The following is a 23,336-nucleotide window of genomic DNA, read 5'->3' on the forward strand; positions in this document are numbered from 1 at the left end:
GCTTGCATAAAACAAAACCCCCGCCGCGTCAGCGCGGCAGGGGTCGGTCGGACGGGCGCACGCCGGACGGCGGCGCCTCGGGCTACTCGCCGGAGGCGACCTTGGGCGCGGCCGGTGGCGAGGCCTGGTAGATCAGGTAGGGCTCGGTCTTGTGCTCGATCACCGACTCGTCCACCACCACCTTGCTCACGTTCTCCTGCGAGGGCAGGTCGTACATGGTGTCCAGCAGCACCGATTCGACGATCGTGCGCAGGCCACGGGCGCCGGTCTTGCGCTTGAGCGCCTTGCGCGCGATGGCCGCCAGCGCGTCGGGGCGGAACTCCAGCTCCACGCCCTCCATCTCGAACAGCTTCTTGAACTGCTTGGTGATGGCGTTCTTCGGCTCGCTGAGAATCTTCACCAGCGCGGCCTCGTCCAGCTCCTCGAGGGTGGCCACCACCGGCAACCGGCCGACGAACTCGGGGATCAACCCGAACTTGATCAGGTCCTCGGGTTCGACCTCGGCCAACAGCTTGCCCACCTCGGCCTTGCGCGTGCTGCTCTTGACCTTGGCGCCGAAACCAATGCCGCCGGCCTCGGTGCTGCGCTGCTGGATGATCTTGTCCAGGCCGGCGAAGGCGCCGCCGACGATGAACAGGATGTTCTTGGTGTCCACCTGCAGGAATTCCTGCTGCGGATGCTTGCGCCCACCCTGCGGGGGCACGCTGGCCAGGGTGCCCTCGATCAGCTTGAGCAGCGCCTGCTGCACGCCCTCGCCGGACACATCGCGGGTGATCGACGGGTTCTCGCTCTTGCGCGAGATCTTGTCGATCTCGTCGATGTAGACGATGCCCTGCTGTGCCTTGTCGACGTCGTAGTCGCACTTCTGCAACAGCTTCTGGATGATGTTCTCCACGTCTTCGCCGACGTAGCCGGCCTCGGTCAACGTGGTGGCATCGGCCATGGTGAACGGCACGTTGAGCAGCCGCGCCAGGGTTTCGGCCAGCAGGGTCTTGCCCGAGCCGGTCGGGCCGACCAGCAGGATGTTGGACTTGGCCAGCTCCACGTCCTCGTTGCGCTGGCGGCTCTCGATGCGCTTGTAGTGGTTGTAGACCGCCACGGCCAGGGTCTTCTTGGCGCGGGGCTGGCCGATCACGTACTGGTCCAGCACCTCGAGGATCTCGCGCGGCTTGGGCAGCGAACTGCGCGCCGACTGCGCCTTCTCTTCCAGCTCCTCACGGATGATGTCGTTGCAGAGCTCGACGCACTCGTCGCAGATGAACACGCTCGGGCCGGCAATCAGCTTGCGGACCTCGTGCTGGCTCTTGCCGCAGAAAGAGCAGTACAGGATCTTGTTGCTGTCGCCGGAACGGCCTTGCCGGTCTTCGCTCATGCTTCGCTTTTCCAGTATTTCTGCCCGCCGGGGCGGGATTTCGGGGCGAGAATAGCACAGGGCCGGAACCGCGCCAGAAGCGCGCCGGACCTGGCTTCACGATGACTTGCAAGCCACGTGCCGCGCACATGGCAGGCGGCACGGCGGCTGCGGCGGGCTGGATCAGCCAGCCTGGACCGACTCGTCGGGACGCCGCTCGAGGACTTCGTCCACCAGGCCATAGGCCACGGCTTCGGCCGCGCTCTTGAAGTTGTCGCGCTCGGTGTCGCGGGCGATCGTCTCGATGCTCTGGCCGGTATGCTGGGCAAGGATCTCGTTCAGGCGCGCGCGCATGCTGAGGATCTCGCGCGCGTGGATGTCGATATCGGTGGCCTGGCCCTGGAAGCCGCCCAGGGGCTGGTGGATCATCACCCGCGAGTTCGGCAGCGCGTAGCGCTTGCCGGCCGCACCGGCCGCCAGCAGCACCGCGCCCATGCTGGCCGCCTGGCCGACGCAGATGGTGTTCACGTCGGGCTTGATGTACTGCATGGTGTCGTAGATCGCCATGCCGGCGGTGACCAGGCCGCCGGGCGAATTGATGTACAGGCTGATGTCCTTTTCGGGATTCTCGGCCTCCAGGAACAGCATCTGGGCAATGATCACGTTGGCCACGTGGTCCTCGACCGGGCCGACCAGGAAGATCACCCGCTCCTTGAGCAGGCGCGAATAGATGTCGTAGGCGCGCTCGCCGCGGCTGGTCTGCTCGACCACCATCGGCACCAGGTTCAGGGCTTTGGTCGGAATCATGCTCATGCTTGCTGGCGCCTCGTGGTTGGACATGGGATTCGCGGCTGGCGCCCACTGCGGACGCCGGCTGCGGCAGCGGGCTACCCCGTGCGGGGGCGGCTCCGCCGTGACGCGATCATCCCCGGACCGCGTCCTGGAACGACAATACCTGCTCGGTGAGCTGTGCACGCCCGGCGATCCAGTCGATCACCTGCTCTTCCATCACCCGGGCCTGCAGTCCCTGCATCAACTGGGGGTCGTTGCGGTACATCTCAATGACCTGCTCCGGCTCCTCGTAGGTGGAGGCGATCAGGCGCAGGGTTTCGTTCACCCGCTGCGGGTCCAGGCGCAGGTCATGGCGGCGGGCCAGCTCACCGACCAGCAGGCCGGCCAGCACGCGCTTGCGTGCGGCTGCCACGAACTGCTCGTGGGCGTCGGCCGGGGGCTGGCCCGGATCGCGGCCACTGCGGCGGATCTGCTCGACCTGCTGGGCCAGCATGCCGCGCGCCTCGCCTTCGACCAGCCGCGGCGGAAGTTCCACGTGGGCCCAGGTGGCGGTCAACTGCTCGCCGACTTCGCGCCGCAGGCGGGTCATCAGGGCGCCGCGCAGCTCGCGCTCCAGGTTGGCACGGATGTCCTGGCGGAACTTGTCCTCCTGCCCATTCTTGACCCCAAAGCTCTTGATGAACGCGGCATCGACCTCCGGCAGCACCGGCTCGGACACCTGGGCCAGGGTCACGTGGACCTTGGCCGTCTTGCCCGCCAGTTGCGGCTGGCGCCAGTCCTCCGGGAATGCCACTTCCAGCACCTGCGCCACACCGGGCTCCAGCCCGGCCAGCCCGTCTTCCAGCGACGAGAGCAACTGGCCCGAACCGATCACCGTGCTGAAACGCTCCTCGCCTTCGGCCGGCTGCCGGTAGTCACCCGCCTCGGTCCACAGCGCACCGGCGACCAGGTCGCCCGCCTGCGCCTTGCGCTCGACCGGGTTCCAGGTGCGGCGCTGCAGGCGCAGGTTCTCGACCATCTGGTCGATGTCCGCATCGGTGACCTCGGCCGTGTGACGGACCACGGTGAGCTTGGACACGTCCACGTCGCCGAAATCCGGCACGACCTCGAACGTGGCCACGAACTCCAGCCCGTCCTCGGCATCACCGGCGCGGTCGATGCGCGGATTGCCGGCCGGGCGCAGGTCGTTCTCGCGCACTGCCGAGTCGAAGGCCTGGCGCACCAGGCTGCCCAGCACTTCCGCCTTGACCTGCTCGCCATAGCGCTGCGCGACGATCTTGGCCGGCACTTTCCCGGGGCGGAAACCCTTGATCCGGACCGTGCGCGCGAGCTCGCGCAGGCGGCCGTTGACGCCCGACTCCAACTGCTCCGCCGGCAGGCTGAAGTTCATGCGGCGTTCGAGGTTGCCGGTGGATTCGACAGAGACTTGCATGGTGATCTGGCTCCTGCGGCCGCGGGCGCCTGCCGCGGCTGAAATGCATGTATGGTGGATGTCTGGCGACGGCCGTGCAGCCGGCGCCGGCGGAAACGAGCTAGTTTCGCCGATCAGCCGCCACGACGCCAGTACGGCGCGCGTTGCGGCATTGACAGCCGCGTGGGCCATCCCGAACAATAGCCGGCCTCGCGGGGCGCCCCCCAAGGCATCACGCGAACCGGGCTCGGCAACCGGGGCTTGTGCGGTTTCCGGACCGACCCAGCACACCGGGGTATAGCGCAGTCTGGTAGCGCGCCTGCTTTGGGAGCAGGATGTCGGGGGTTCGAATCCCTCTACCCCGACCACTCCGCCGCAAGGCGGCATGTCGCGATACCGGAATTGTGCGCCCGTAGCTCAACCGGATAGAGCACTCCCCTTCTAAGGGAGTGGTTGCAGGTTCGATTCCTGCCGGGCGCGCCATCTCGGGCGCCGCGGTGGAAAGTTTCAATGTGGTGGCTGTAGCTCAGTTGGTTAGAGTACTGGATTGTGATTCCAGTGGTCGGGGGTTCGAGTCCCCTCAGCCACCCCACCCCCTCCCTGGCAGGCCGTGCGATGTCGCCCGAGCTTGTCAGGTTTGCGCGGTCCCGCTAGACTGCGCGGCTTCGGAAGTTTCGGGCCGTTAGCTCAGTTGGTAGAGCAGCTGACTCTTAATCAGTAGGTCCAAGGTTCGAATCCTTGACGGCCCACCACCGGAACAACGACTTAGCCCCGCCTCGGCGGGGCTTTTTCGTGGACGCAGCCCACCATGTGGCCGCCAACCGCGTGCAGCATCGCGGTCCGCTAGAATGCGCACGCGTTGCGAGAGTGGCGGAATTGGTAGACGCACTGGATTTAGGTTCCAGCGGGCAAGCCCCGTGCGGGTTCGAGTCCCGCCTTTCGCACCAGCCCGCCCGCTGCCCGGACATTTCCGGCGCGGCCACGCCAGCGGCAGCCCACCGGGGGCCAACCCGCCGCCGAACCTTCGCGCCCGGCTACGCCCAAGCCCGCGCCGCCCGTGTATCCTTCGGCTCGACACATGATCGATTGATGGAGTGAACATGCGCAGTGGCAACCCCGCCTTGAAGGAATCGACCTTCCTCGACCTGGGCAGCGGCACGGTGGTATCCCGCGATGGCGGGGCAATGACCCTCAACGGCACGGTCAACAAGACCGGAATCCTGCTGCTGTTGTGCGTGCTGACCGGCGCCTACGCCTGGCACCAGGCCATCGCGCCCGACGGCTCGGTCAACCCGGCCATCAACCTCTACCTGTGGGGCGGCCTGATCGGCGGCCTGGTGCTGGCCCTGGTCACCATCTTCAAGCAAGTCTGGTCCCCCGTCACCGCGCCGATGTACGCGCTGGCCGAGGGCTTCTTCCTGGGCGCCATGTCGGCGATGTTCGAGGCCCGCTTCCCCGGCATCGTGATGCAGGCGGTAATGCTGACCTTCGGCACGCTGTTCGCGCTGCTGTTTGCCTACCGCAGCGGCCTGATCAAGGCTACCGAGAACTTCAAGCTCGGGGTGATCGCCGCTACCGGCGGCATCTTCTTGGTCTACATGGCGTCCATGGTGCTGCGCATGTTCGGCATCGACATCCCCTTCATCCACGACTCGGGCCTGATCGGCATCGGCTTCAGCCTGTTCGTGGTGGTGATCGCGGCGTTGAACCTGGTCCTGGATTTCGACTTCATCGAAAGCGGCGTGGAGCATGGCGCGCCCAAGTACATGGAGTGGTACGGCGCGTTCGGCCTGATGGTCACCCTGGTGTGGCTGTACATCGAGTTCCTGCGCCTGCTGGTCAAGCTGCAGTCGCGCGACTGAGGGCCGGGACACCTGGCAACAGAAGGGGCGCCGGTGGCGCCCTTTTTGTTGGATCTCTCCTGCGCGGCACGCAGGTAGGCACCAAACAAAAACGCCCGCAAATCAGCGATTTGCAGGCGTCTTCATGGTGTGGCGGAGTGAGAGGGATTCGAACCCTCGATAGAGCTATTAACCCTATACTCCCTTAGCAGGGGAGCCCCTTCAGCCACTCGGGCATCACTCCGTCGGTTCGCGCCGCAGCCGCGATCACGAACCGCGAAAGGATACCGTCTGGGCCGGTGCGCGGCAAACGTTTCGTGCTATTCGGCCTGGTCGGCGCCGTCGCTGCCGACGGCCTCGCCGCGCTGGATCCTCTGGTAGATCTCCTCGCGATGCACCGACACATCCTTGGGCGCGGTGATGCCGATCCGCACCTGGTTGCCCTTGACGCCGAGCACGGTAACGGTGATCGAATCGCCGATCATCAAGGTTTCGCCTACTCGGCGGGTCAGAATCAACATTGAACTGTCTCCAGGGTGCCGGCGTGTCCCGCCGGCCTGCTCAGGCCCGGGTAGAGAACCTGCGCGTCCAAAAATCATCAATACGGCAGGGTTGGGGATCGTACTTCCCACCCCAACGCGGCGGCAAGGGTCAATCCTCCACGTGTCGCCGTGAAGACGCCATCACTGCATGCGCTGGGCGACCCACCCGGTGACCTCGTCCAGGACAAGCGCAAGGGCGGGCCCGTCCTCGCCACCACCCTGGGCCAGGTCCGGGCGACCGCCGCCCTTGCCATTGATACGACCGGCCACGTGGGCCAGAAGTTCGCCGGCCTTCACCTTGCCCGTTGCGGCGCCGTTCACGCCCGCTACCAGCGCGACCTTGCCATCCTGCGCGCCGGCCAGCAGCACCACGGTGTCGCCCAGCTGCTGCTTGAGCCGGTCCACCGCCTCGCGCAGGCCCTTGGCATCGATGCCCTCCAGGCGCGCGGCCAGTACCTTGACCCCGCCCACCTCCACCGCGGCCGAGGCCAGGTCGGTGGCGGCGCTGCTTGCCGCCTTGGCCTTGAACGACTCGACCTCGCGCTCGAGCCGGCGGATACGCTCGGCCAGCGCACGCGCCTTGTCGGCCACGTCGGCACGGCTGCCGCCCAGGGCGGCAGCGGCGGCGTCCAGGCTGCGTTCCTCGGAGCCGACATGGTCCAGCGCGCCCTGCCCGCTTACCGCCTCGATCCGGCGCACGCCGGCCGACACACCGCCTTCGGACACGATCTTGAACAGGCCGATGTCACCGGTACGGGCAACGTGGGTGCCGCCGCACAGCTCCACCGAGTCGCCCATTTTCACAACGCGCACGCGCTCGCCATACTTTTCGCCGAACAATGCCATCGCGCCGATGTCCAGCGCCGATTGCATGTCCATCTGCTCGATTACGACCGGATGGTTGGCGCGCACCTCGTCGTTGACCATGCGCTCGATCCGCCCCAGCTCTTCGGCCGCCACCGGCTGGAAATGCGAGAAGTCGAAGCGCAGGCGGTCGGGCGCGACCAGCGAACCCTTCTGCGCCACATGGGTGCCGAGCAGCTCGCGCAGGGCGCCATGCAGCAGGTGGGTGGCCGAGTGGTTGAGCACGATGGTGGTGCGGCGGCCTGCATCGACACTGCCGGCGAGCACCTGACCCACCTTCAGTTCACCCTCGGCAACGCGCGCGAAATGCCCGTGGAACTGGCCGGCGAACTTGTGGGTGTCGGTGACATCCAGGCGCACGCCGTCCGCATGCAGGGTGCCGGTATCGCCGACCTGGCCACCGGATTCGGCGTAGAACGGCGTGCGGTCGGTGAGGACGATGACGTCCGCACCGGCCTGCGCCGCATCGACTGGACGGCCGTCACGCAGCAGCGCCACGACCTTGAGGTCGCCGGCCTGCAGCTGATCGTAACCGAGGAACGCGGTCGGCTGCAGGGTGGCGACCAGGTCGGCCGGCAACTGCACGCCGCCGCCGAACTTGCCGGCCGCGCGCGCGGTCTCGCGCTGCTGCTCCATCGACGCGTCGAAACCGGCGACGTCCACGGTCAGGCCGCGCTCGCGGGCGATGTCCTGGGTGAGGTCCAGCGGGAAGCCGTAGGTGTCGTACAGGCGGAACGCGTCCACGCCCGGGATCGTGCCGTCGGCGGCGCGCGAGGCGACGTCCTCGAAGATCTTCATGCCCGCGTCGAGGGTCTCGGCGAAGCGCTCCTCCTCGGCCTTGAGCGCGCGCTCGACCGTGGACTGGGCCGCCGGCAGCTCCGGGTAGGCCTCTCCCATCTGCGCGACCAGGGTCGCCACCAGCTTGTGGAAGAACGATTCGCGCACACCCAGCATCCAGCCATGGCGCAGGGCCCGGCGGATGATCCGGCGCAGCACGTAGCCGCGGCCCTCGTTCGACGGCAGCACGCCATCGACGATCAGGAATGCACTGGCGCGGATGTGGTCGGCAATCACGCGCAGCGACTTGTTCTCCAGGTCGGCGGTGCCGGTGAGCTGCGCGGCGTGGCCGATCAGCGCCTGGAACAGGTCGATCTCATAGTTGGAATGTACGTGCTGCAGGATCGCCGCCAGCCGCTCCAGGCCCATGCCGGTGTCCACGCACGGCGCCGGCAGCGGGATCAGCGAGCCGTCCGGCTGGCGGTCGAACTGCATGAACACCAGGTTCCAGATCTCGATGAAGCGGTCGCCGTCCTCGTCCGGCGAGCCCGGGGGGCCGCCGGCGATGTGCGCACCGTGGTCATAGAAGATCTCGGTGCACGGGCCGCAGGGGCCGGTGTCGGCCATCTGCCAGAAATTGTCCGAGGCGTAGGGCGCGCCCTTGTTGTCGCCGATGCGGATGATGCGGTGCTCGGGTACGCCGACCATGTCGCGCCACAGCGCATAGGCCTCTTCGTCATCGTGGTAGACGGTGACCAGCAGGCGCTCGGCAGGCAGCTTCCATACCCTGGTCAACAACTCCCAGGCCCAGGCGATGGCGTCCTTCTTGAAGTAGTCGCCGAAAGACCAGTTGCCCAGCATCTCGAAGAAGGTGTGATGGCGCGCGGTATAGCCCACCGAATCGAGGTCGTTGTGCTTGCCGCCGGCACGCAGGCAGCGCTGGACGTCTGCCGCGCGCACATAACTGCGCTTCTCCGCACCAAGGAAAACGTCCTTGAATTGGACCATGCCCGAGTTGGTGAACAGCAGGGTCGGGTCGTTCCCGGGCACCAGCGAGGCGGACGGGACAATGGTGTGACCCTTGCCCTTGAAGAACTCGAGGAAATCGCTGCGGATGCGGGCGGTGGAATACGGAGTGGAGGCGGTCATCTGGGCTGCTGCTGCGGGCGGACGGGGCCGGTCCGGGTGCGCCTTCCAGCGGCCCGGTGGCACGGGATTCCAACCTGCAAAGGGTAGCAGAGCGCGGGCCGAGGCCGCTGGCCGGCGGGTGTGCGTGGATGGCCGGCTTCAGCCCGGCGCCACGATGCCGCGCGCGCGGATCAATCGTACGGGTCGAAACGGGTGGCGGCGCGGATGCTGTCGCCGCTGAAGCCGCGCCGGGCCAGCAGGTCGGCCGCCTTGCGCCGCTGCGCCATGTCGACCGGCCCGGTCTCGCCGTAACGGCGGCGGACCAGGTCGCGGGCCGCGTCGGTCCAGTCGCCCTCGAAGGTATCCAGTGCGGCGGCGATCGCATCGTCCGCCAGCCCATGGGTCGCCAGTTCGGCCCGGATATAGAGCGGCCCGTAGCCGGACGCGGCACGGCTGCGCACCAGGGACCGGGCAAAACGGGCGTCGTCCTGCCAGCCTTCGCCGGCCAGCCGCTCGACCGCGGCGGCTGCATCCTCGGCATCGACGCCGCGCGCCGCCAGCTTGCGGGTCAGTTCCCGGCGCGAATGCTCACGCCGTACCAGCAGGCCCAATGCGCGCTGGACCGGGGTGGGCTGGGGACGGGGCTTGCGGGTGGGCGGCTGGTTCATGTCGGGGAATGCGGGCGCCCGCCGGAGCTTGCGGACGCGGGAAACTTGAGTGTGCGCCATCCTTGGCGCCTGCCCTCCTGGCCCTCAGGGTCCGTTCCCGCCGCTGCGCCACTGACAGCGCGGCGACGGGGACGTTTCCGTTCTTCCAATGGCCCGGCGCGGCCAAGGTTGACTTACTCGCCCTCGCCTTCCTCACCACGCGCAGCCTGTTCGGGCTGGAACTTTTCGCGCAGTTCGGACTCCAGCCTGGTCGCCACTGCCGGGTTCTCGCGCAGGTACTGGCGAGCGTTGTCCTTGCCCTGGCCGATGCGCTCGGAGCCGTAGCTGTACCAGGCGCCGGCCTTGTCCACCAGCTTGGCGTCCACGCCCATGTCGATCAGTTCGCCTTCGCGGCTGATGCCTTCGCCGTACAGGATCTCGGTGATCACCTGCTTGAACGGAGGCGCCATCTTGTTCTTGACCACCTTGATCCTGGTCTGGTTGCCGATGATCTCGTCACCCTTCTTGATCGCACCGATGCGGCGGATATCCAGGCGTACCGAGGCGTAGAACTTCAGCGCATTGCCGCCGGTGGTGGTTTCCGGGCTCTGGCCCGGCATCATCACGCCGATCTTGTGGCGCAACTGGTTGATGAAGACCACCAGGGTGTTGGAGCGCTTGATGTTGCCGGTGAGCTTGCGCAGGGCCTGGCTCATCAGGCGGGCCTGCAGGCCGGGCAGCTGGTCGCCCATTTCGCCTTCGATCTCGGCCTTGGGGGTGAGCGCGGCGACCGAGTCGATCACCACGATGTCGACCGAGCTCGAGCGCACCAGCATGTCGGCAATCTCCAGCGCCTGCTCGCCGGTGTCCGGCTGCGACAGCAGCAGGTCGTCGACGTTCACGCCCAGCTTGGCCGCATAGACCGGGTCCAGCGCATGTTCGGCGTCGATGAAGGCGGCGGTGCCGCCCTGCTTCTGGCACTGGGCGATGGCCTGCAGGGTCAGCGTGGTCTTGCCCGACGCTTCGGGGCCGTAGATTTCAACCACGCGCCCCTTGGGCAGGCCGCCGATGCCAAGGGCGATGTCCAGCATCAGCGAGCCGGTGGGAATCACCTCGGCCGCCTCGATGACACGGTCGCCCATGCGCATCACCGAACCCTTGCCGAACTGCTTTTCGATCTGGCTCAGGGCAGCTGCAAGGGCGCGCTTCTTGTTCTCGTCCATCTGGGTATCCTCGGGTGTCAGTGATGTCGGGCGGATTCTGCAAAGGCGTGGTCGCAAGGACTGCGACGACCGGCCATGGATATGAAACTTAGGCGCTGCCGCGGTACGGGTTGATCGTCATGCAACCCGGCCTGGCGTAGGAAAACCCCGCGCCACGCCAGGCCGCCATGCGATGCGGTGTGACGTGGCGCGGCGCCATCAGCGGTTGGGCCTGACCAGGCCGCAGTACAGGCCTTCGATGGCGAAGTCCTGGTCCGGCAGCACCTCGATCGGCGCGTAATCAGGGTTGCGCGGCAGCAGGCGGATGCGGTCCTTGCCGATCTTCAGCAGCTTGACCGTGATCTCCTCGTCCACCCGCGCCACCACGATCTGGCCGGAGCGGGCCTCGCGCGTGCGGTGCACGCCGATCAGGTCACCGTCGAAGATGCCCTCGTCGCGCATCGAGTCACCCTGCACCTTGAGCAGGTAGTCCGGTGCCGGCGAGAACAGCACGCGATCGAGCACGATGAAGCTCTCGGCCTGGTCGGCCGGCACATCGGCACCGATGGGGGTGCCGGCGGCAACCCGGCCCAGTACCGGCAGGCGCAGCGCGTCGGCGGAGCTCGTGGACAGCGCCAGTTCGGCCTGCGGCGGCACCGGTGCCACCTTCAGGCGAATGCCGCGGGCCCGGCCAGGCAGGCGCTCGATGGCCCCGGCCGCTTCCAGCGCCTCCAGGTGGTACTGGGCCGCACGCACGCCCTTGAAGCCGAAGGCGCGGGCGATCTCGGCCTGCGACGGCGGCATGCCTTCGGTCTCGATGCGCTCGGCGATCAGGGCGAGGATGCCGTGCTGGGTATCGGTCAGGTCCATGGTTAGTAGTAATACTACTAACCAGCCTGCCCCGCAAGCATGGCCCGGGCGGAGGGAGCATCGGCTGCCCCTGCCACGAGCCGGCAACACCTGGACGCGGATGTCAGCGCCGGCCGCTTCGCCAGATCGACAGCACGATCCACACCGCGCACACCGCAGCGCCGACGAAGCCCAGAACCCCCAGCACCAGCAGCCAGCGGCTGGGGACACCGCCACCGGCGCTGTGCATGACGATGGACGAGCCGATCACCAGCGCGGCGGTGACCACGCCCATGGTCAGCCGGTTGGCGGACCGGTCGACCTGCTCGCCGAACGCCTTGAGCGTGGTCACCTCCATCTGCATGTGCAGGCGCCCGCGGCGGGCCGCGCGCAGCAGCCGGCGCAACTCGCGCGGCATGTCCACCGCCAGGTCCAGCGCCTGCAGCGCGGTGCGTCGGCCGCGCCGCAGCAGCGCGCCGGGAGACCAGTGCGCGAGCAGCGCACGCTCCACGTAGGGACGTGCCGCACCCGCCATGTCGAAGGCCGGGTCCAGTTGCCGGCCCAGGCCTTCCAGGGTGAGGAACGCCTTGATCATCAGCGCCAGGTCCGGCGGCAGGCTCAGCCCGTGTTCGCGCAGGATGGCGGTCACGTCGCCGAGCATGGTGGCCATGCGCAGGTCTTTCAGCGGCACGCCGCGGTACTGGTCGACAAAGGCGCCGATGTCGGCATGCAGTCTGGATTCGTCCAGCTCGCCGGCGCCCTCGCCCCATTCCAGCAGGACGTCACTGACCACGCCGGCTTCGCGTGCGACCAGGCCATGGAGCAACTGCACGATCTGGAAGCGGCGGCGCTCGGACACCCGCCCGACCATGCCGAAGTCGATCACGCCGATGCGGCCATCGGCCAGGTAGAAGATGTTCCCCGGGTGCGGATCGGCGTGGAAGAAGCCGTCCTCCAGCACCATCTTCAAGACGATGCCGGCACCGTCCCTGGCCAGGCGGCGACGGTCCAGGCCGGCGGCGTCCACGGCGGCCAGGTCGCCACCGGGGATGCCGTCCACGAAGTCCTGCACGTTGAGCCGTTCGCAGGTCCACTGCCAGTGCACGCGCGGCACCAGGATTCCGCCGTGGCCGGCGAAGTTGGCGGCGATGCGCTCGGCGTTGCGGCACTCGGCGGCAAAGTCCAGCTCGCGGCGCAACGACTGGGTGAACTCATGGACCACCTGCGCCGGCCGGTAGCGACGCAGGTCCGGCGCGCGCGCCTGCACGATGTCGGCCAGCCGCGCCAGCAGGCGCAGGTCGGCCTCGACGGTATCGCGGATCCCGGGGCGACGGATCTTCAGCACCACCGCCGTGCCGTCGGCCAGCCAGGCGCGGTGGGCCTGCGCCAGCGAAGCCGCAGCCAGCGGAGTCTGGTCCAGGCGCGCGAACACCTCTTCCGGCTCGGCGCCCAGGTCCTCGACCAGTTGCGGGCGCACCCGCTCGAACGGCAGCGCAGGCACGGCGTTCTGCAGCTTGCCCAGTTCGGATATCCATTCCGGGGGCAGCAGGTCCACGCGGGTGGCCAGCACCTGGCCGAGCTTGACGAAGCTCGGCCCCAGTTCCTCCAGCGCGCGGCGCACGCGCTCCGGTGGCGCCATGTGGGCCATGGCCTCGGGATCGTGCCAGTGCAGCAGGCGCCCCGCCTTTTCCAGCGTGCCGGCCAGGCCGACGCGACGCACCAGGTCGCCAAAACCGTAGCGGATCAGGACCGAGGCGATCTCCTGCAGGCGTCCCAGATCGCGGACGGTGCCCAGGGTCTCCCACATCACGGAGCCCCCGGTGGCAGCCGCAGGCCGGAGGCGCGCACGTGGCTCCTGCCGACCCCTGTGTCCGCGACCGGCTCCATGCTCACGGCGGCAATTCCTCGATGCCGGTCAGGGCCTGGCCGACGGTGCGGCGTCGCACCGCCTCGCGGTCGCCGTCGAAATTGAACATCCGGGCATGCGCGTATCCGCCACGCCGCTTCCATGCAATCCAAACGGTGCCCACCGGCTTGCCTTCGCTGCCGCCGCCCGGGCCGGCGATGCCGGTCACCGCCACCGCCACGCTGGCACCGGATTTGACCAGCGCACCGGAGACCATCTCGATGGCGGTTTCGCGGCTGACCGCGCCGTGTTCCTCCAGGGTTTGCGGGTGCACCCCGAGCAGGCCCTGCTTGGCCTCGTAGCTGTACACCACAAGGCCACAGTCGAACCAGTCCGACGAACCGGGGATGTCGGTCAGGCACTTGGCGATCCAGCCACCGGTGCAGCTTTCGGCGGTGACCAGGCTGTCGCGCGAGGCGCGCAGGCGTTCGCCCAGGGCCTGGGCCTGGGCATACAGCTGAGCGTTGGTGGGAATCGTCATCGATGCGGGACACGACGGGGAGACATCCGTTGTAGCCCAAACGCCAGCGGCTGTCTCCACCGCGCGCGCGCGGACATGGCGCGCGCGCGGACATGCCACCGCAGCCGGCCCGCTCCGGCCGATCCGCGATGGCGCCGCGCACCGCCGGGGGCGATGCGCGGCGTCAGCCTCAGTAGCGCACGCGCAGGGTCACGCCGTACAGGCGCGGCGCACCGAGGAAGGCATTCCACGAGCCGGCCTGGATCGGTGCATCGATGCCGACTTGCTTGTAGGTCTCGTCGGTCAGGTTCTGGCCCCAGAATTCCAGCATCCAGCGCTGGTCGCGGGCACCGAAGCCAAGGCGCGCATTGACCAGGGTGAAGGAATCCTGCGCCTTCTGCGGGTCCAGGTCCGAGCCGGTGTTGTAATCGGACATGTACTTGGCGCCGACGTTGAACCGCCCCTGCAGGCTGCCGCCGATGTCCCACCCGTAGGTGACCGAGGCATTGCCCGACCATTTGGGCGCGAAGCTCATCTGGTTGCCCGGCAACAGCGCCAGGTCCGCGTCCGGCAGCAGGTCGTCGCCGTACTCGGTTTCGGCGTAGGTGAAGCCGCCCTGGAAGGACAGCCCGCGCAGGCCGGTCTGCCACATCAGCTCGGCGTCCACGCCGCGGGACACGACCTCGGGGATGGAGCGCACCACGAAACTGGTGCCGAGGAAGCTGTTGAGCTGGAAGTCTTCGTAGGTCTGGTGGAACAGCGCCACGTTGAACAGCAGGTTGCCATCGGCCCAGGTGGTCTTGGCGCCCAGCTCGTAGCTGTCCACGAACTCGCCCGGGAACGAGGTGTCGTCCACCGGCGTGATGCCCTGGGTGCCGCTGGACAGGCCATCGGACGACTGCACCCGGTCCAGGTTGAAACCGCCCGCCTTGTAGCCGCGCGCGGCCGACAGGTAGGTCATCACGTCGTCGGACCAGTTGTAGGCCAGCTTCAGCGTTCCCGACCACTCCTTCTCGGTGCGCGACTGGTCCACGTTGCGTCCGTGATGGGCGATGTTGGCCCACGGCAGGCACATGTAACCGGCGATCGAGGGCGCAACGGCCGGCACCAGGCCGCCCAGCAGTTGCTGCTGCAGTGGCGCCGGCAGGGTGGAGAAGCCGTTGATGCGCTGGGCCAGCGCCCCGCCCACCCGCGCTGCGGGGTTGGCCAGGGTGGCTGCACAGGCGACGCTGCCGTTGGGATTGGTATAGGCCGAGCGCAGCTCCTTCTTCTCGTGGGTGTAGCGCAGGCCCACGGTCACGTCCAGGGCATCGGTGGCATGCCAAGTATTGTTGGTGAAGATCGCGGTGCTGCGTGCGTTCTGTTCGTGGCGGTCAAGCGCAGCCAGCCCGGTGTAGTTGCTGCCGAACGGACGGCCGCTGACCTGCGACAGGAAGGTGGCCGGGCCGGCCTGGTTCACGCTCAGGCCAAGCGGCGCCAGTTGCGCGGCGACGCCAGCCAGCACCTGGCTGCCGACCAGGCTCGACAGGTAGGGCTCATAGGCCGGGCCAAAGCGGTAGCTTTCGTTGCGGTCCAGGTCCTCGTCGGAGTAGAACAGGCCCACCATCCAGTCGATCCGCTCGCTGGACCCGGTCAGCCGCAGCTCCTGGCTGAAGGTGGTGAACTTGGTCAGCGACTCGTCCTCGTCCGGCGCGCGATACAGGACATCGGCGGCGCTGTAGTCGAAGTCCAGGCCGTTGATGGCCTGCCAGTCGCGCCACGCGGTGATGGAGGTCAGCACCGCATCGCCGGCCCAGGGCGTGGTCCAGTTCACCTCGGCCTGGACACCCTTGTCCTTGATGTCCTGTTCGGTGCTGCGGTTGGCATAGGCCAGGCGCCGCTCCAGGTCTGGCGCGGCGATGACGCCCTCGCCCCCTGGCGTGAGCGCATTGATGATGGCCGCAGTCGGCCCGCGATGGGTGGTGACGGTAACGCAGCAGTTCTCCTCGCGGCTGGCGTAGTCGGCTGCAAGGTTGACCTCCACGTTGTCCGAGGGCTCCCACAGCAACTGCCCGCGCAGGGTGTGGAAGTTCTGGTCGCCGTCCCGGGTTTCCTGGCGCGGGCCGGCGCCGGTGCGCACCTCGTCCACGCCATCGCGCTTGCGCTTGGCCGCGTAGATGCGCATGGCGGAGTTCTCGCCAAGGGCGTCGTTGTAGGCGCCGGACACACCCAGCGCGCCATGGTTGCCCACGGTGACCTCGCCCTCCGCGCTCTGGGTGTAACTGGGCTTGCGGGTCACCACGTTGATGACGCCCGCGGAGGTGTTCTTGCCGAACACCGTGCCCTGCGGGCCCTTGAGCACCTCGATCCGCTCCAGCTCGCCCAGGTCGGTGAAGCCGACACTGTTGCGCGGCCGGTACACCCCGTCGATGACCACGCCCACCGAGGACTCCAGGCCGGCGTTGTCGCCCACCGTGCCGATGCCGCGGATGCGTGCGGTGGTCTGCGCCGCACTCTGGGTGCTGGTGACGGTCAGGCCCGGGACCAGGACCTGCAGGTCCTTGATGTCGCGCACGCCTGTGTCCTGCAACAGTTGTTCGCCCAGTACGTTGACCACGATGGGCACTTCCTGGAGTGCCTGCTCGCGCTTCTGCGCGGTGACGGTGAGGCCCGACAGGGTGACCGGCTCCTCGCTGCGCGGGGCCTCGCCCGCGCCGGCCTCCTGTGCCTGCGCCGAAGGCGCGGCGGCCAGGCTGGACAAGGCAGCGATCACGGCAATCGCCAATGCGGTGTGTTGCAGCGTCCCACTAGTCATGACCACCTCCCCTCGCAATGTGACGGCAGATGCATTTACGTGTGTTGCATGACCTTGGACGTTATCAGCTTTCGGGCTTGCCGCATCTTGCATTGCGGCGATACGCCCATGCAGGTTTTGGGATGGAGCGCACCCGGGCGCTCATGCATCGTTCGCGCAACCCGTGCATTGCGCCTCATTCTCGCTTTCCATCTGCAAGGTCACGTGGCGGATGCCATGGCGCTGGACCAGCATGCCTTCCAGTTCGCGGCGCACGGCCACCGCGTCGCCGTCACCGTCCATCACCACGTGCGCGGTCAGCGCCGGGGTGCTCGAGGCCAGGGCCCATACATGCAGGTCATGCAGGCCCACCACCCGCGGATGGGCCTGCAGGTCACCGCGCAGCACCGCCAGGTCCACCCCGCGCGGCACGCCTTCCATCAGCACATTGAGCGCTTCGCGCACCAGCACCCAGGTGCGCGGCAGGACCCACAGCCCGATCAGCGCCGCCAGCAGCGGGTCGACCCACAGCCAGCCGGTCAGGCCGATCACGATGGCCGCCACGATCACCGCAACCGACCCCAGCATGTCGCTCCACACTTCCAGGTAGGCGCCCTTGAGATTCAGGCTCTGGCCGCTGCCGGCGTGCAGCAGCCGCATCGCCACCAGGTTGCAGGCCAGCCCGATGACAGCCACCCCGAGCATGCCCCAGCTGGCAACGGGAACCGGCGAACGGAACCGGTGCACCGCCTCCCACAGGATGTAGCCGGCCAGCACGAACAGCAGGCCGCCGTTGGCCAGTGCGCCCAGCGCCTCGAAACGCACATAGCCGTAGGTGCGGCGCGCATCCGGTGGCCGCCGTGCCAGGCGCACCGCGATCAGGGCGATGGCCAGGGCAAGGGTATCGGTGGCCATGTGCGCCGCATCGGACAGCAATGCCAGGCTGTTGGTCAGCCACGCGCCGGCCATCTCGGCCAGCAGCACCGTGGCGGTCAGGCCGAGTGCCCACCACAAGGGCTTCTCGTAGCGGATTTCCGACGGCACGTGGGTATGCCCACCGGGACCGTGGTGGTGCCCGGCGTGGGCATGGCCGTGATCGGCGTGATGGTGGTCGTGTTCCATGCCGCCCACTATCGGCCCGACCGCCGCCGGAGACTATTACAGCCACGCCCGGGCCCGTGACGACCCGCTGCCGCCCTGCGGGCTATCCTCGGCCGGCCCCTCCTATCGGCGCACCGCGCCAAAGGAACGATCATGGCTCCGATCAGGCACATCCTGCTCACCGCTATCACCACCGTCCTGCTGGCGGCCTGCGGCGGCACCCCGGCGCCGGACCAGGACGACATCGCGGCGGCGCCCGCCACCGACACCGCTGCATCCACCGATGCCACCACCAGCTTCAGCACCGCCGAAATCGCCCGGTTCGATTCGCCCTGGGCGATGACCTTCCTGCCCGACGGCCGCCTGCTGGTGACCGAGATGGGCGGTACGCTCAAGCTCTACGACCCGGCCGCCAACAGCACCGGCACCATCAGCGGCGTGCCGGCGGTCGAGCACGTGGCCCAGGGCGGCCTGGGCGATGTGGTCCTGCACCCGCAGTTCGCCGACAACCAATGGATCTACATCAGCTACGTCGAGCGCGATGACACCGGCCTAGGCGCGGCCGTGGCGCGGGCCAGGCTGGCCCTGGACGATGCCGGCGGCGGTGCCTTGCAGGACCTGGAGGTGATCTGGCGGCAGACCCCGAAGAAAAGTGGCGACGGCCATTTCGGCTACCGCATCGCGTTCGCGCCCGACGGCAAGCTGTTCATCAGTTCCAGCGAGCGCAAGGAGTTCGACCCGGCCCAGGACATGGCCGGCAACCTGGGCAAGATCGTGCGCCTCAATGACAACGGCACCCCGGCCGAGGGCAATCCCTTCGCCGACCAGGGCGGCGTGGCCGCGCAGGTCTGGAGCCTGGGCCACCGCAATATCCTGGGCGTGGCATTCGCCGCCGACGGCCAGCTGTGGGCGCACGAGATGGGACCCAAGGGCGGCGACGAGTTGAACCTGATCGAGCCGGGCCAGAACTACGGCTACCCGGTGGTATCGGACGGCAACCACTACGACGACACGCCGATCCCCGACCACGCCACCCGGCCCGAATTCCGCGCCCCGGTGATCAGCTGGACGCCGGTGATCTCACCGGCCGGCTTCATCATCTACAGCGGCGACCTGTTTCCGGCATGGAAGGGCAGCGGCTTCATCGGCGGCCTGTCGTCGATGTCGCTGGTGCGCGTCGAGTTCGAGGGCCAGAACGCACGCGAAGCCCAGCGCTTCGACATGGGCCGCCGCATCCGCGAAGTGGAGCAAGGCCCGGACGGCGCGATCTGGCTGCTGGAGGATGGCGCCCGCAATGGCCAGGGCTGGCTGCTGAAGCTGACCCCGGACGCGGCCGGCTGAGCACACGATGGCAAGGGGCCGGCACCGCACCGGCCACGTGGGCATGGCCCTGTGGCACCACTTCGTGCGCAAGGACGGGGTGCTGCGGCGGATGCTCTAGCAGCCCACCCGCGCCGCGCCTACCCCTTACAATCCACGATCCATCACGACGCGCGCCAGGCACGGACCGGGCCACGGCCTGCCGCGCCTGCCCGCCACGCCGCGCGCGCCAGACCCCCAGTCCCGACTACCACGCAATGGCCAAACCGAGCGGCGCGCAGCCCGAACACACCCCGCTGATGAAGCAGTTCTTCGCAGCCAAGTCCGAGTACCCGGACCTGCTGCTGTTCTTCCGCATGGGTGACTTCTACGAGCTGTTCTACGACGACGCGCGCAAGGCCGCGCGGCTGCTCGACATCACCCTGACCCAGCGCGGCAGTTCCGGCGGCGCGCCGATCCCGATGGCCGGTGTGCCGGTGCATGCCTATGAGGGCTATCTGGCGCGGCTGGTGGCGCTGGGCGAATCGGTGGCCATCTGCGAGCAGGTCGGTGACCCGGCAACCAGCAAGGGCCTGGTCGAGCGCAAGGTGGTGCGGGTGGTCACGCCCGGCACGGTCACCGACGAGGCGCTGCTGGACGAGCGCCGCGACACCCTGCTGATGGCGGTGGCGCGCGGCACAACATCCGACAGAAGCCGCGGCTACGGCCTGGCCTGGGCCGACCTGGCCGGCGGTCGCTTCATGGTCAACGAGGTGCAGGGCGATGACGCGCTGCTGGCCGAGCTGGCGCGGCTTGAGCCGGCCGAGTTGCTGCTGCCGGACGAGGAAGGCTGGCCTGCACTGGGTATCTCCGGTGCCAGCCGGCGCCGCCCGCCCTGGCTGTTCGACCCCGACAGCGGACGCCGCCAGTTGCTGCGTTTCTTCGGCCTGCACGACCTCACCGGCTTCGGCATCGAGGACAAGCCGCTGGCCGTGGGCGCGGCCGGCGCCCTGCTCGGCTACGTCGAGGAAACCCAGAAGCAGCGCCTGCCACACCTGACCTCGATTGCGGTGGAAACCGCCGGCGAAGCCATCGCGATGAACGCGGCCACCCGCCGCCACCTGGAGCTGGATACGCGGGTGGACGGCCAGACCCGGCACACCCTGCTGGGCGTGCTCGATTCCACCATCACCCCGATGGGTGGGCGCCTGCTGCGACGCTGGCTGCACCGCCCGCTGCGCGACCGCCGCGTGCTGGGCGAGCGCCACCACGCCGTGGCGACCCTGATCGAACGCGGTGCCGATACCGACCTGCGCGAGCGCTTCCGCGGCCTGGGCGACATCGAGCGCATCCTCACCCGGGTTGCGCTGCGCTCGGCACGCCCGCGCGACCTGTCCACCCTGCGCGACGGCCTGGCGATGCTGCCGGCGCTGCGCGAAGTGCTGGCCCCGCTGGATTCGCCGCGGCTGGCCGCGCTGGCCGCGGAGATGGGCCAGCACGACGAGACCGCGCACCTGCTGGCCAGTGCAGTGGCCGCGCAGCCACCGCTGAAGCTGGCCGACGGTGGCGTGATCGCCGAGGACCATGACGCCGAGCTGGACGAACTGCGGCGGCTGTCCACCCACGCCGACCAGTTCCTGGTCGACCTTGAAACGCGCGAGCGCCAGGCCACCGGCATCGCCACGCTCAAGGTCGGCTACAACCGCGTGCACGGTTACTACATCGAGATCAGCAAGGGACAGGCGGACAAGGCTCCGGTGCACTACACCCGGCGCCAGACCCTGACCGGCGCCGAGCGCTACATCACCGAGGAACTGAAGACGTTCGAGGACAAGGTGCTGTCGGCGCGCGAACGGGCGCTGGCGCGCGAGAAGTATCTCTACGAGGCGCTGCTGGATGCGCTCAATGCCGGGCTCGAACCGCTCAAGCGCTGCGCGGCCGCGTTGAGCGAGCTGGACGTACTGGCCGGCTTCGCCGAGCGCGCCCAGGCGCTGGACTGGTCGCAGCCGCAGCTGGTGGATTCGCCCTGCCTGCGCATCGAGCGCGGCCGGCATCCGGTGGTGGAGGCCGTGCGCGAGGAGCCGTTCGAGCCCAACGACCTGCTCCTGCACGCCGAAAGCGCCGACAACCCCGAGGTCGTGCCGCGACGCATGCTGGTGATCACCGGCCCGAACATGGGCGGCAAGAGCACCTACATGCGCCAGAACGCGCTGATCGTGCTGCTGGCCCACATCGGCAGTTTCGTGCCGGCCGCGCGCGCGCAGATCGGCCCGATCGACCGCATCCTCACCCGCATCGGTGCCGGCGACGACCTGGCCCGCGGCCAGTCCACCTTCATGGTGGAGATGGCCGAGACCAGCTACATCCTGCACCACGCCACCGAGCATTCGCTGGTGCTGATGGACGAGATCGGCCGCGGCACCTCCACCTACGACGGCCTGGCCCTGGCCGACGCGGTGGCCGGCCACCTGGCCACGGTCAACCGCTGCTGGACGTTATTTGCCACCCACTACTTCGAGCTGACCGCGCTGGCCACGCCCGGCAGCGGCATCGCCAATGTGCACCTGGATGCGGTGGAGCACGGCGATGCGCTGGTGTTCATGCACGCGGTCAAGGATGGCGCGGCAGACCGCAGCTTCGGCCTGCAGGTGGCCGCACTGGCCGGCCTGCCCAGGGCGACCCTGGCCCAGGCCCGGCGCCGGCTGTCCGAACTGGAGCAACGCGGGCGCCAGACCCACGCGGCGCAGATGGCGCCCCAGGCGCTGGACGCACCACAGCAGATCGGCCTGTTCGCCGCCGCGCCATCGGCGGCGCAGGAAGCCCTGGCCGCGCTGGATCCGGATGAACTGAGCCCGAAACAGGCGCTGGAAGCGCTGTACCGGCTGAAGTCGCTGCTGTAGCCGGCGGGTGGTCGCGGTCAGGCGGCGGCGAGCGTCGCTGCCAGCGCGTCATCGCGGGCGTTGGCCACCAGCGCCGCCTGGCGCTGTGCATGGCGCGCGGCATAGGCCTCGAACACGGGGTTCTTCTCGATCGCGCCGATCATCATGTAGTAGCCGAGGAAGGACGCCATGAGCAGGTCGGCCGCGGTGAAGTGGTCGCCGTCCAGGAACTCCTTGCCGGCCACCGCCTGTTCCAGGGTGCGCAGCACATCCTCCTCGCGGCCGTAGCCGGCGCTGCGCGCGACGCCCAGCGCACCGGCGAGCTTGGCCGTGACCAGCGACTCCACCGGCCCGGCCAGGAAGAACATCCAGCGGTAATAGCTGCCGCGTCCGGGCGAGCCGGCCGCCGGCGCCAGGCGCTTGTCCGGCACCAGCTCGGCCAGGTAGGCGCACACCGCCGCGTTTTCGGTGACCACCGTGTCGCCATGGCGGATCGCCGGGACCTTGCCCATCGGATTGAGCGCCAGGTACTCGGGCGACTTGATCGAAGTATCGAAGTCCAGCACCACCTCTTCGTAGGGCAGGCCGGTTTCCTCCAGCATCCAGCGGGTGATGCGGCCACGGGACATGGGGTGGGTGTAGAAGGTCAGGCTTTCGGTCACGGCACGCTCCGGTGCGGGAAGGAGGCTGCAGTGTGTGGCGCCGCTGCTGACAGCCGCTGTCAGCAGCAATCGACCGTCGCGCCTGGCTGGTGCGTGGCGCGCCAGCGGCGCAGCAGGCGATGGCGCGGCTCCGGGCTGCGCCGGCCGGTGTCCTCCAGGGCCAGCACCCGGTCGGCGCGGAAATGGCGGAAATCCGCGCGTGCCTCGCACCAGGCCGCAAGCAGGCGCATGTCGGCCAGGAACGCCATCGCGAACGGCCACACCACCCGCTCGCTGACCTGGTCCTTGCCATCGCGGTAGCGCATGCGCAGCACCCGGCCCTCGCGGATCGCACGGCGCAGCAGCGGCAACCAGGGTTCGGGCGCAACCGTGTTCCAGTCCGGGGCAAACAGGCCGGAGGTTTCCACCTGCAGGCGCAGCTCGCCCGGCAGTACCCCGGTGATCCGGTCCACCGCCTGGCCGGCGGCGGCGGCCAGCTCCGGGTCGGCATGGGCTGCGACCCAGCGCGCGCCCAGGGCCAGGGCCTCCAGTTCCTCGGCCGAAAACATCATCGGCGGCAGCATGAAGCCCGGGCGCAGGCGATAGCCCACGCCCGGGTCGCCGTCGATCACCGCGCCCTGCCCGCGCAACGCCTCGATATCGCGGTACACGGTGCGCAGGCTGACCTCCAGCACTTCGGCAAGCTGCGCGCCACGCACCGGCGTGCGCCGGCGGCGCAGCTGGTCCAGCAGTTGCAGCAGGCGGGTGGCACGCACGCTCATGCGACGGCTCCGGCGGGGAATCGGCAGCATAACCGCCACCCGATGCCACGCTGCGAGCCGGCGGTCGTCCGGAGCGCTACATTGGGCACCC

General features: G+C 68.6%; 18 protein-coding genes and 6 tRNA genes. 9 read left to right on the forward strand and 15 right to left on the reverse strand.

Going from position 1 to position 23,336, the window contains the following annotated elements:
- Positions 1 to 82: 82 nt before the first annotated feature.
- The 3 genes from clpX to tig form a co-directional block, all read right to left on the reverse strand.
- Positions 83 to 1,372, reverse strand: coding sequence for an ATP-dependent Clp protease ATP-binding subunit ClpX (gene clpX, locus ACEJ41_RS08490; RefSeq protein ID WP_374011853.1), 1,290 nt, complete (start codon positions 1,370 to 1,372; stop codon positions 83 to 85).
- Between the two features lie 162 nt (positions 1,373 to 1,534).
- Entirely contained in the window at positions 1,535 to 2,158 is a 624-nt protein-coding gene (clpP, locus tag ACEJ41_RS08495; RefSeq protein WP_374014102.1) for an ATP-dependent Clp endopeptidase proteolytic subunit ClpP, read from the reverse strand.
- A gap of 115 nt (positions 2,159 to 2,273) precedes the next feature.
- Entirely contained in the window at positions 2,274 to 3,575 is a 1,302-nt protein-coding gene (gene tig / locus ACEJ41_RS08500) for a trigger factor (protein WP_374011854.1), read from the reverse strand.
- A 270-nt stretch (positions 3,576 to 3,845) separates the two neighbouring features.
- On the opposite strand from tig, the gene ACEJ41_RS08505 reads away from it, so the two are divergent.
- From ACEJ41_RS08505 to ACEJ41_RS08530, 6 genes are all read left to right on the forward strand, one after another.
- Positions 3,846 to 3,922: transfer RNA gene (locus tag ACEJ41_RS08505), tRNA-Pro, on the forward strand.
- Between the two features lie 38 nt (positions 3,923 to 3,960).
- A tRNA-Arg gene (locus ACEJ41_RS08510) sits at positions 3,961 to 4,037 on the forward strand.
- A 32-nt stretch (positions 4,038 to 4,069) separates the two neighbouring features.
- A tRNA-His gene (locus ACEJ41_RS08515) sits at positions 4,070 to 4,146 on the forward strand.
- A gap of 84 nt (positions 4,147 to 4,230) precedes the next feature.
- Positions 4,231 to 4,306 (forward strand) — tRNA-Lys (locus ACEJ41_RS08520).
- Positions 4,307 to 4,415: 109 nt separating this feature from the next.
- Positions 4,416 to 4,501, forward strand: a tRNA-Leu gene (locus ACEJ41_RS08525).
- A gap of 153 nt (positions 4,502 to 4,654) precedes the next feature.
- On the forward strand, positions 4,655 to 5,416 hold the full coding sequence (locus ACEJ41_RS08530; protein WP_374011855.1) for a Bax inhibitor-1/YccA family protein: 762 nt from the start codon (positions 4,655 to 4,657) through the stop codon (positions 5,414 to 5,416).
- 130 nt (positions 5,417 to 5,546) lie between these two features.
- Here the strand turns inward: ACEJ41_RS08530 and ACEJ41_RS08535 are convergent.
- From ACEJ41_RS08535 to ACEJ41_RS08580, 10 genes are all read right to left on the reverse strand, one after another.
- Positions 5,547 to 5,639, reverse strand: a tRNA-Ser gene (locus ACEJ41_RS08535).
- A 76-nt stretch (positions 5,640 to 5,715) separates the two neighbouring features.
- Positions 5,716 to 5,916, reverse strand: a complete 201-nt coding sequence (csrA, locus tag ACEJ41_RS08540) for a carbon storage regulator CsrA (protein WP_374011856.1) — start codon at positions 5,914 to 5,916, stop codon at positions 5,716 to 5,718.
- 162 nt (positions 5,917 to 6,078) lie between these two features.
- Entirely contained in the window at positions 6,079 to 8,727 is a 2,649-nt protein-coding gene (gene alaS, locus ACEJ41_RS08545) for an alanine--tRNA ligase (RefSeq protein ID WP_374011857.1), read from the reverse strand.
- A 170-nt stretch (positions 8,728 to 8,897) separates the two neighbouring features.
- Positions 8,898 to 9,374: a recombination regulator RecX gene (gene recX, locus ACEJ41_RS08550; protein WP_374011858.1), complete on the reverse strand. Its 477-nt coding sequence runs from the start codon at positions 9,372 to 9,374 to the stop codon at positions 8,898 to 8,900.
- Positions 9,375 to 9,547: 173 nt separating this feature from the next.
- Positions 9,548 to 10,576, reverse strand: coding sequence for a recombinase RecA (gene recA, locus ACEJ41_RS08555; protein WP_374011859.1), 1,029 nt, complete (start codon positions 10,574 to 10,576; stop codon positions 9,548 to 9,550).
- 198 nt (positions 10,577 to 10,774) lie between these two features.
- Positions 10,775 to 11,425 carry a transcriptional repressor LexA gene (gene lexA / locus ACEJ41_RS08560; protein ID WP_374011860.1) on the reverse strand — a complete coding sequence of 217 codons (651 nt, stop codon included), beginning with the start codon at positions 11,423 to 11,425 and terminating at the stop codon, positions 10,775 to 10,777.
- Positions 11,426 to 11,528: 103 nt separating this feature from the next.
- On the reverse strand, positions 11,529 to 13,211 hold the full coding sequence (gene ubiB, locus ACEJ41_RS08565; RefSeq protein WP_374011861.1) for a 2-polyprenylphenol 6-hydroxylase: 1,683 nt from the start codon (positions 13,209 to 13,211) through the stop codon (positions 11,529 to 11,531).
- An 82-nt stretch (positions 13,212 to 13,293) separates the two neighbouring features.
- A complete protein-coding gene (locus tag ACEJ41_RS08570) occupies positions 13,294 to 13,791 on the reverse strand; it encodes a CinA family protein (protein ID WP_374011862.1) in 498 nt (165 codons plus the stop codon).
- Between the two features lie 169 nt (positions 13,792 to 13,960).
- Positions 13,961 to 16,564, reverse strand: coding sequence for a TonB-dependent receptor (locus tag ACEJ41_RS08575; RefSeq protein WP_374011863.1), 2,604 nt, complete (start codon positions 16,562 to 16,564; stop codon positions 13,961 to 13,963).
- Positions 16,565 to 16,705: 141 nt separating this feature from the next.
- A complete protein-coding gene (locus ACEJ41_RS08580) occupies positions 16,706 to 17,587 on the reverse strand; it encodes a cation diffusion facilitator family transporter (RefSeq protein ID WP_374011864.1) in 882 nt (293 codons plus the stop codon).
- On the opposite strand from ACEJ41_RS08580, the gene ACEJ41_RS08585 reads away from it, so the two are divergent.
- The 3 genes from ACEJ41_RS08585 (at position 17,588) to mutS (ending at position 21,843) form a co-directional block, all read left to right on the forward strand.
- Positions 17,588 to 17,725 (forward strand): hypothetical protein, encoded by a 138-nt coding sequence (locus ACEJ41_RS08585; RefSeq protein WP_374011865.1) that lies wholly within the window; start codon positions 17,588 to 17,590, stop codon positions 17,723 to 17,725.
- Positions 17,726 to 17,797: 72 nt separating this feature from the next.
- Complete coding sequence (locus ACEJ41_RS08590) at positions 17,798 to 18,985, forward strand: PQQ-dependent sugar dehydrogenase (RefSeq protein WP_374011866.1); 1,188 nt, start codon at positions 17,798 to 17,800, stop codon at positions 18,983 to 18,985.
- Between the two features lie 236 nt (positions 18,986 to 19,221).
- Positions 19,222 to 21,843, forward strand: a complete 2,622-nt coding sequence (gene mutS, locus ACEJ41_RS08595) for a DNA mismatch repair protein MutS (protein ID WP_374011867.1) — start codon at positions 19,222 to 19,224, stop codon at positions 21,841 to 21,843.
- Positions 21,844 to 21,860: 17 nt separating this feature from the next.
- On the opposite strand, the gene ACEJ41_RS08600 is transcribed toward mutS, so the two are convergent.
- Entirely contained in the window at positions 21,861 to 22,484 is a 624-nt protein-coding gene (locus ACEJ41_RS08600; RefSeq protein ID WP_374011868.1) for a glutathione S-transferase family protein, read from the reverse strand.
- Between the two features lie 59 nt (positions 22,485 to 22,543).
- Positions 22,544 to 23,245 carry a helix-turn-helix transcriptional regulator gene (locus ACEJ41_RS08605; protein WP_374011869.1) on the reverse strand — a complete coding sequence of 234 codons (702 nt, stop codon included), beginning with the start codon at positions 23,243 to 23,245 and terminating at the stop codon, positions 22,544 to 22,546.
- Between the last annotated feature and the right edge of the window lie 91 nt (positions 23,246 to 23,336).

The organism is Pseudoxanthomonas koreensis, assembly GCF_041890415.1.
Taxonomy (GTDB): Bacteria; Pseudomonadota; Gammaproteobacteria; order Xanthomonadales; family Xanthomonadaceae; genus Pseudoxanthomonas; species Pseudoxanthomonas koreensis_A.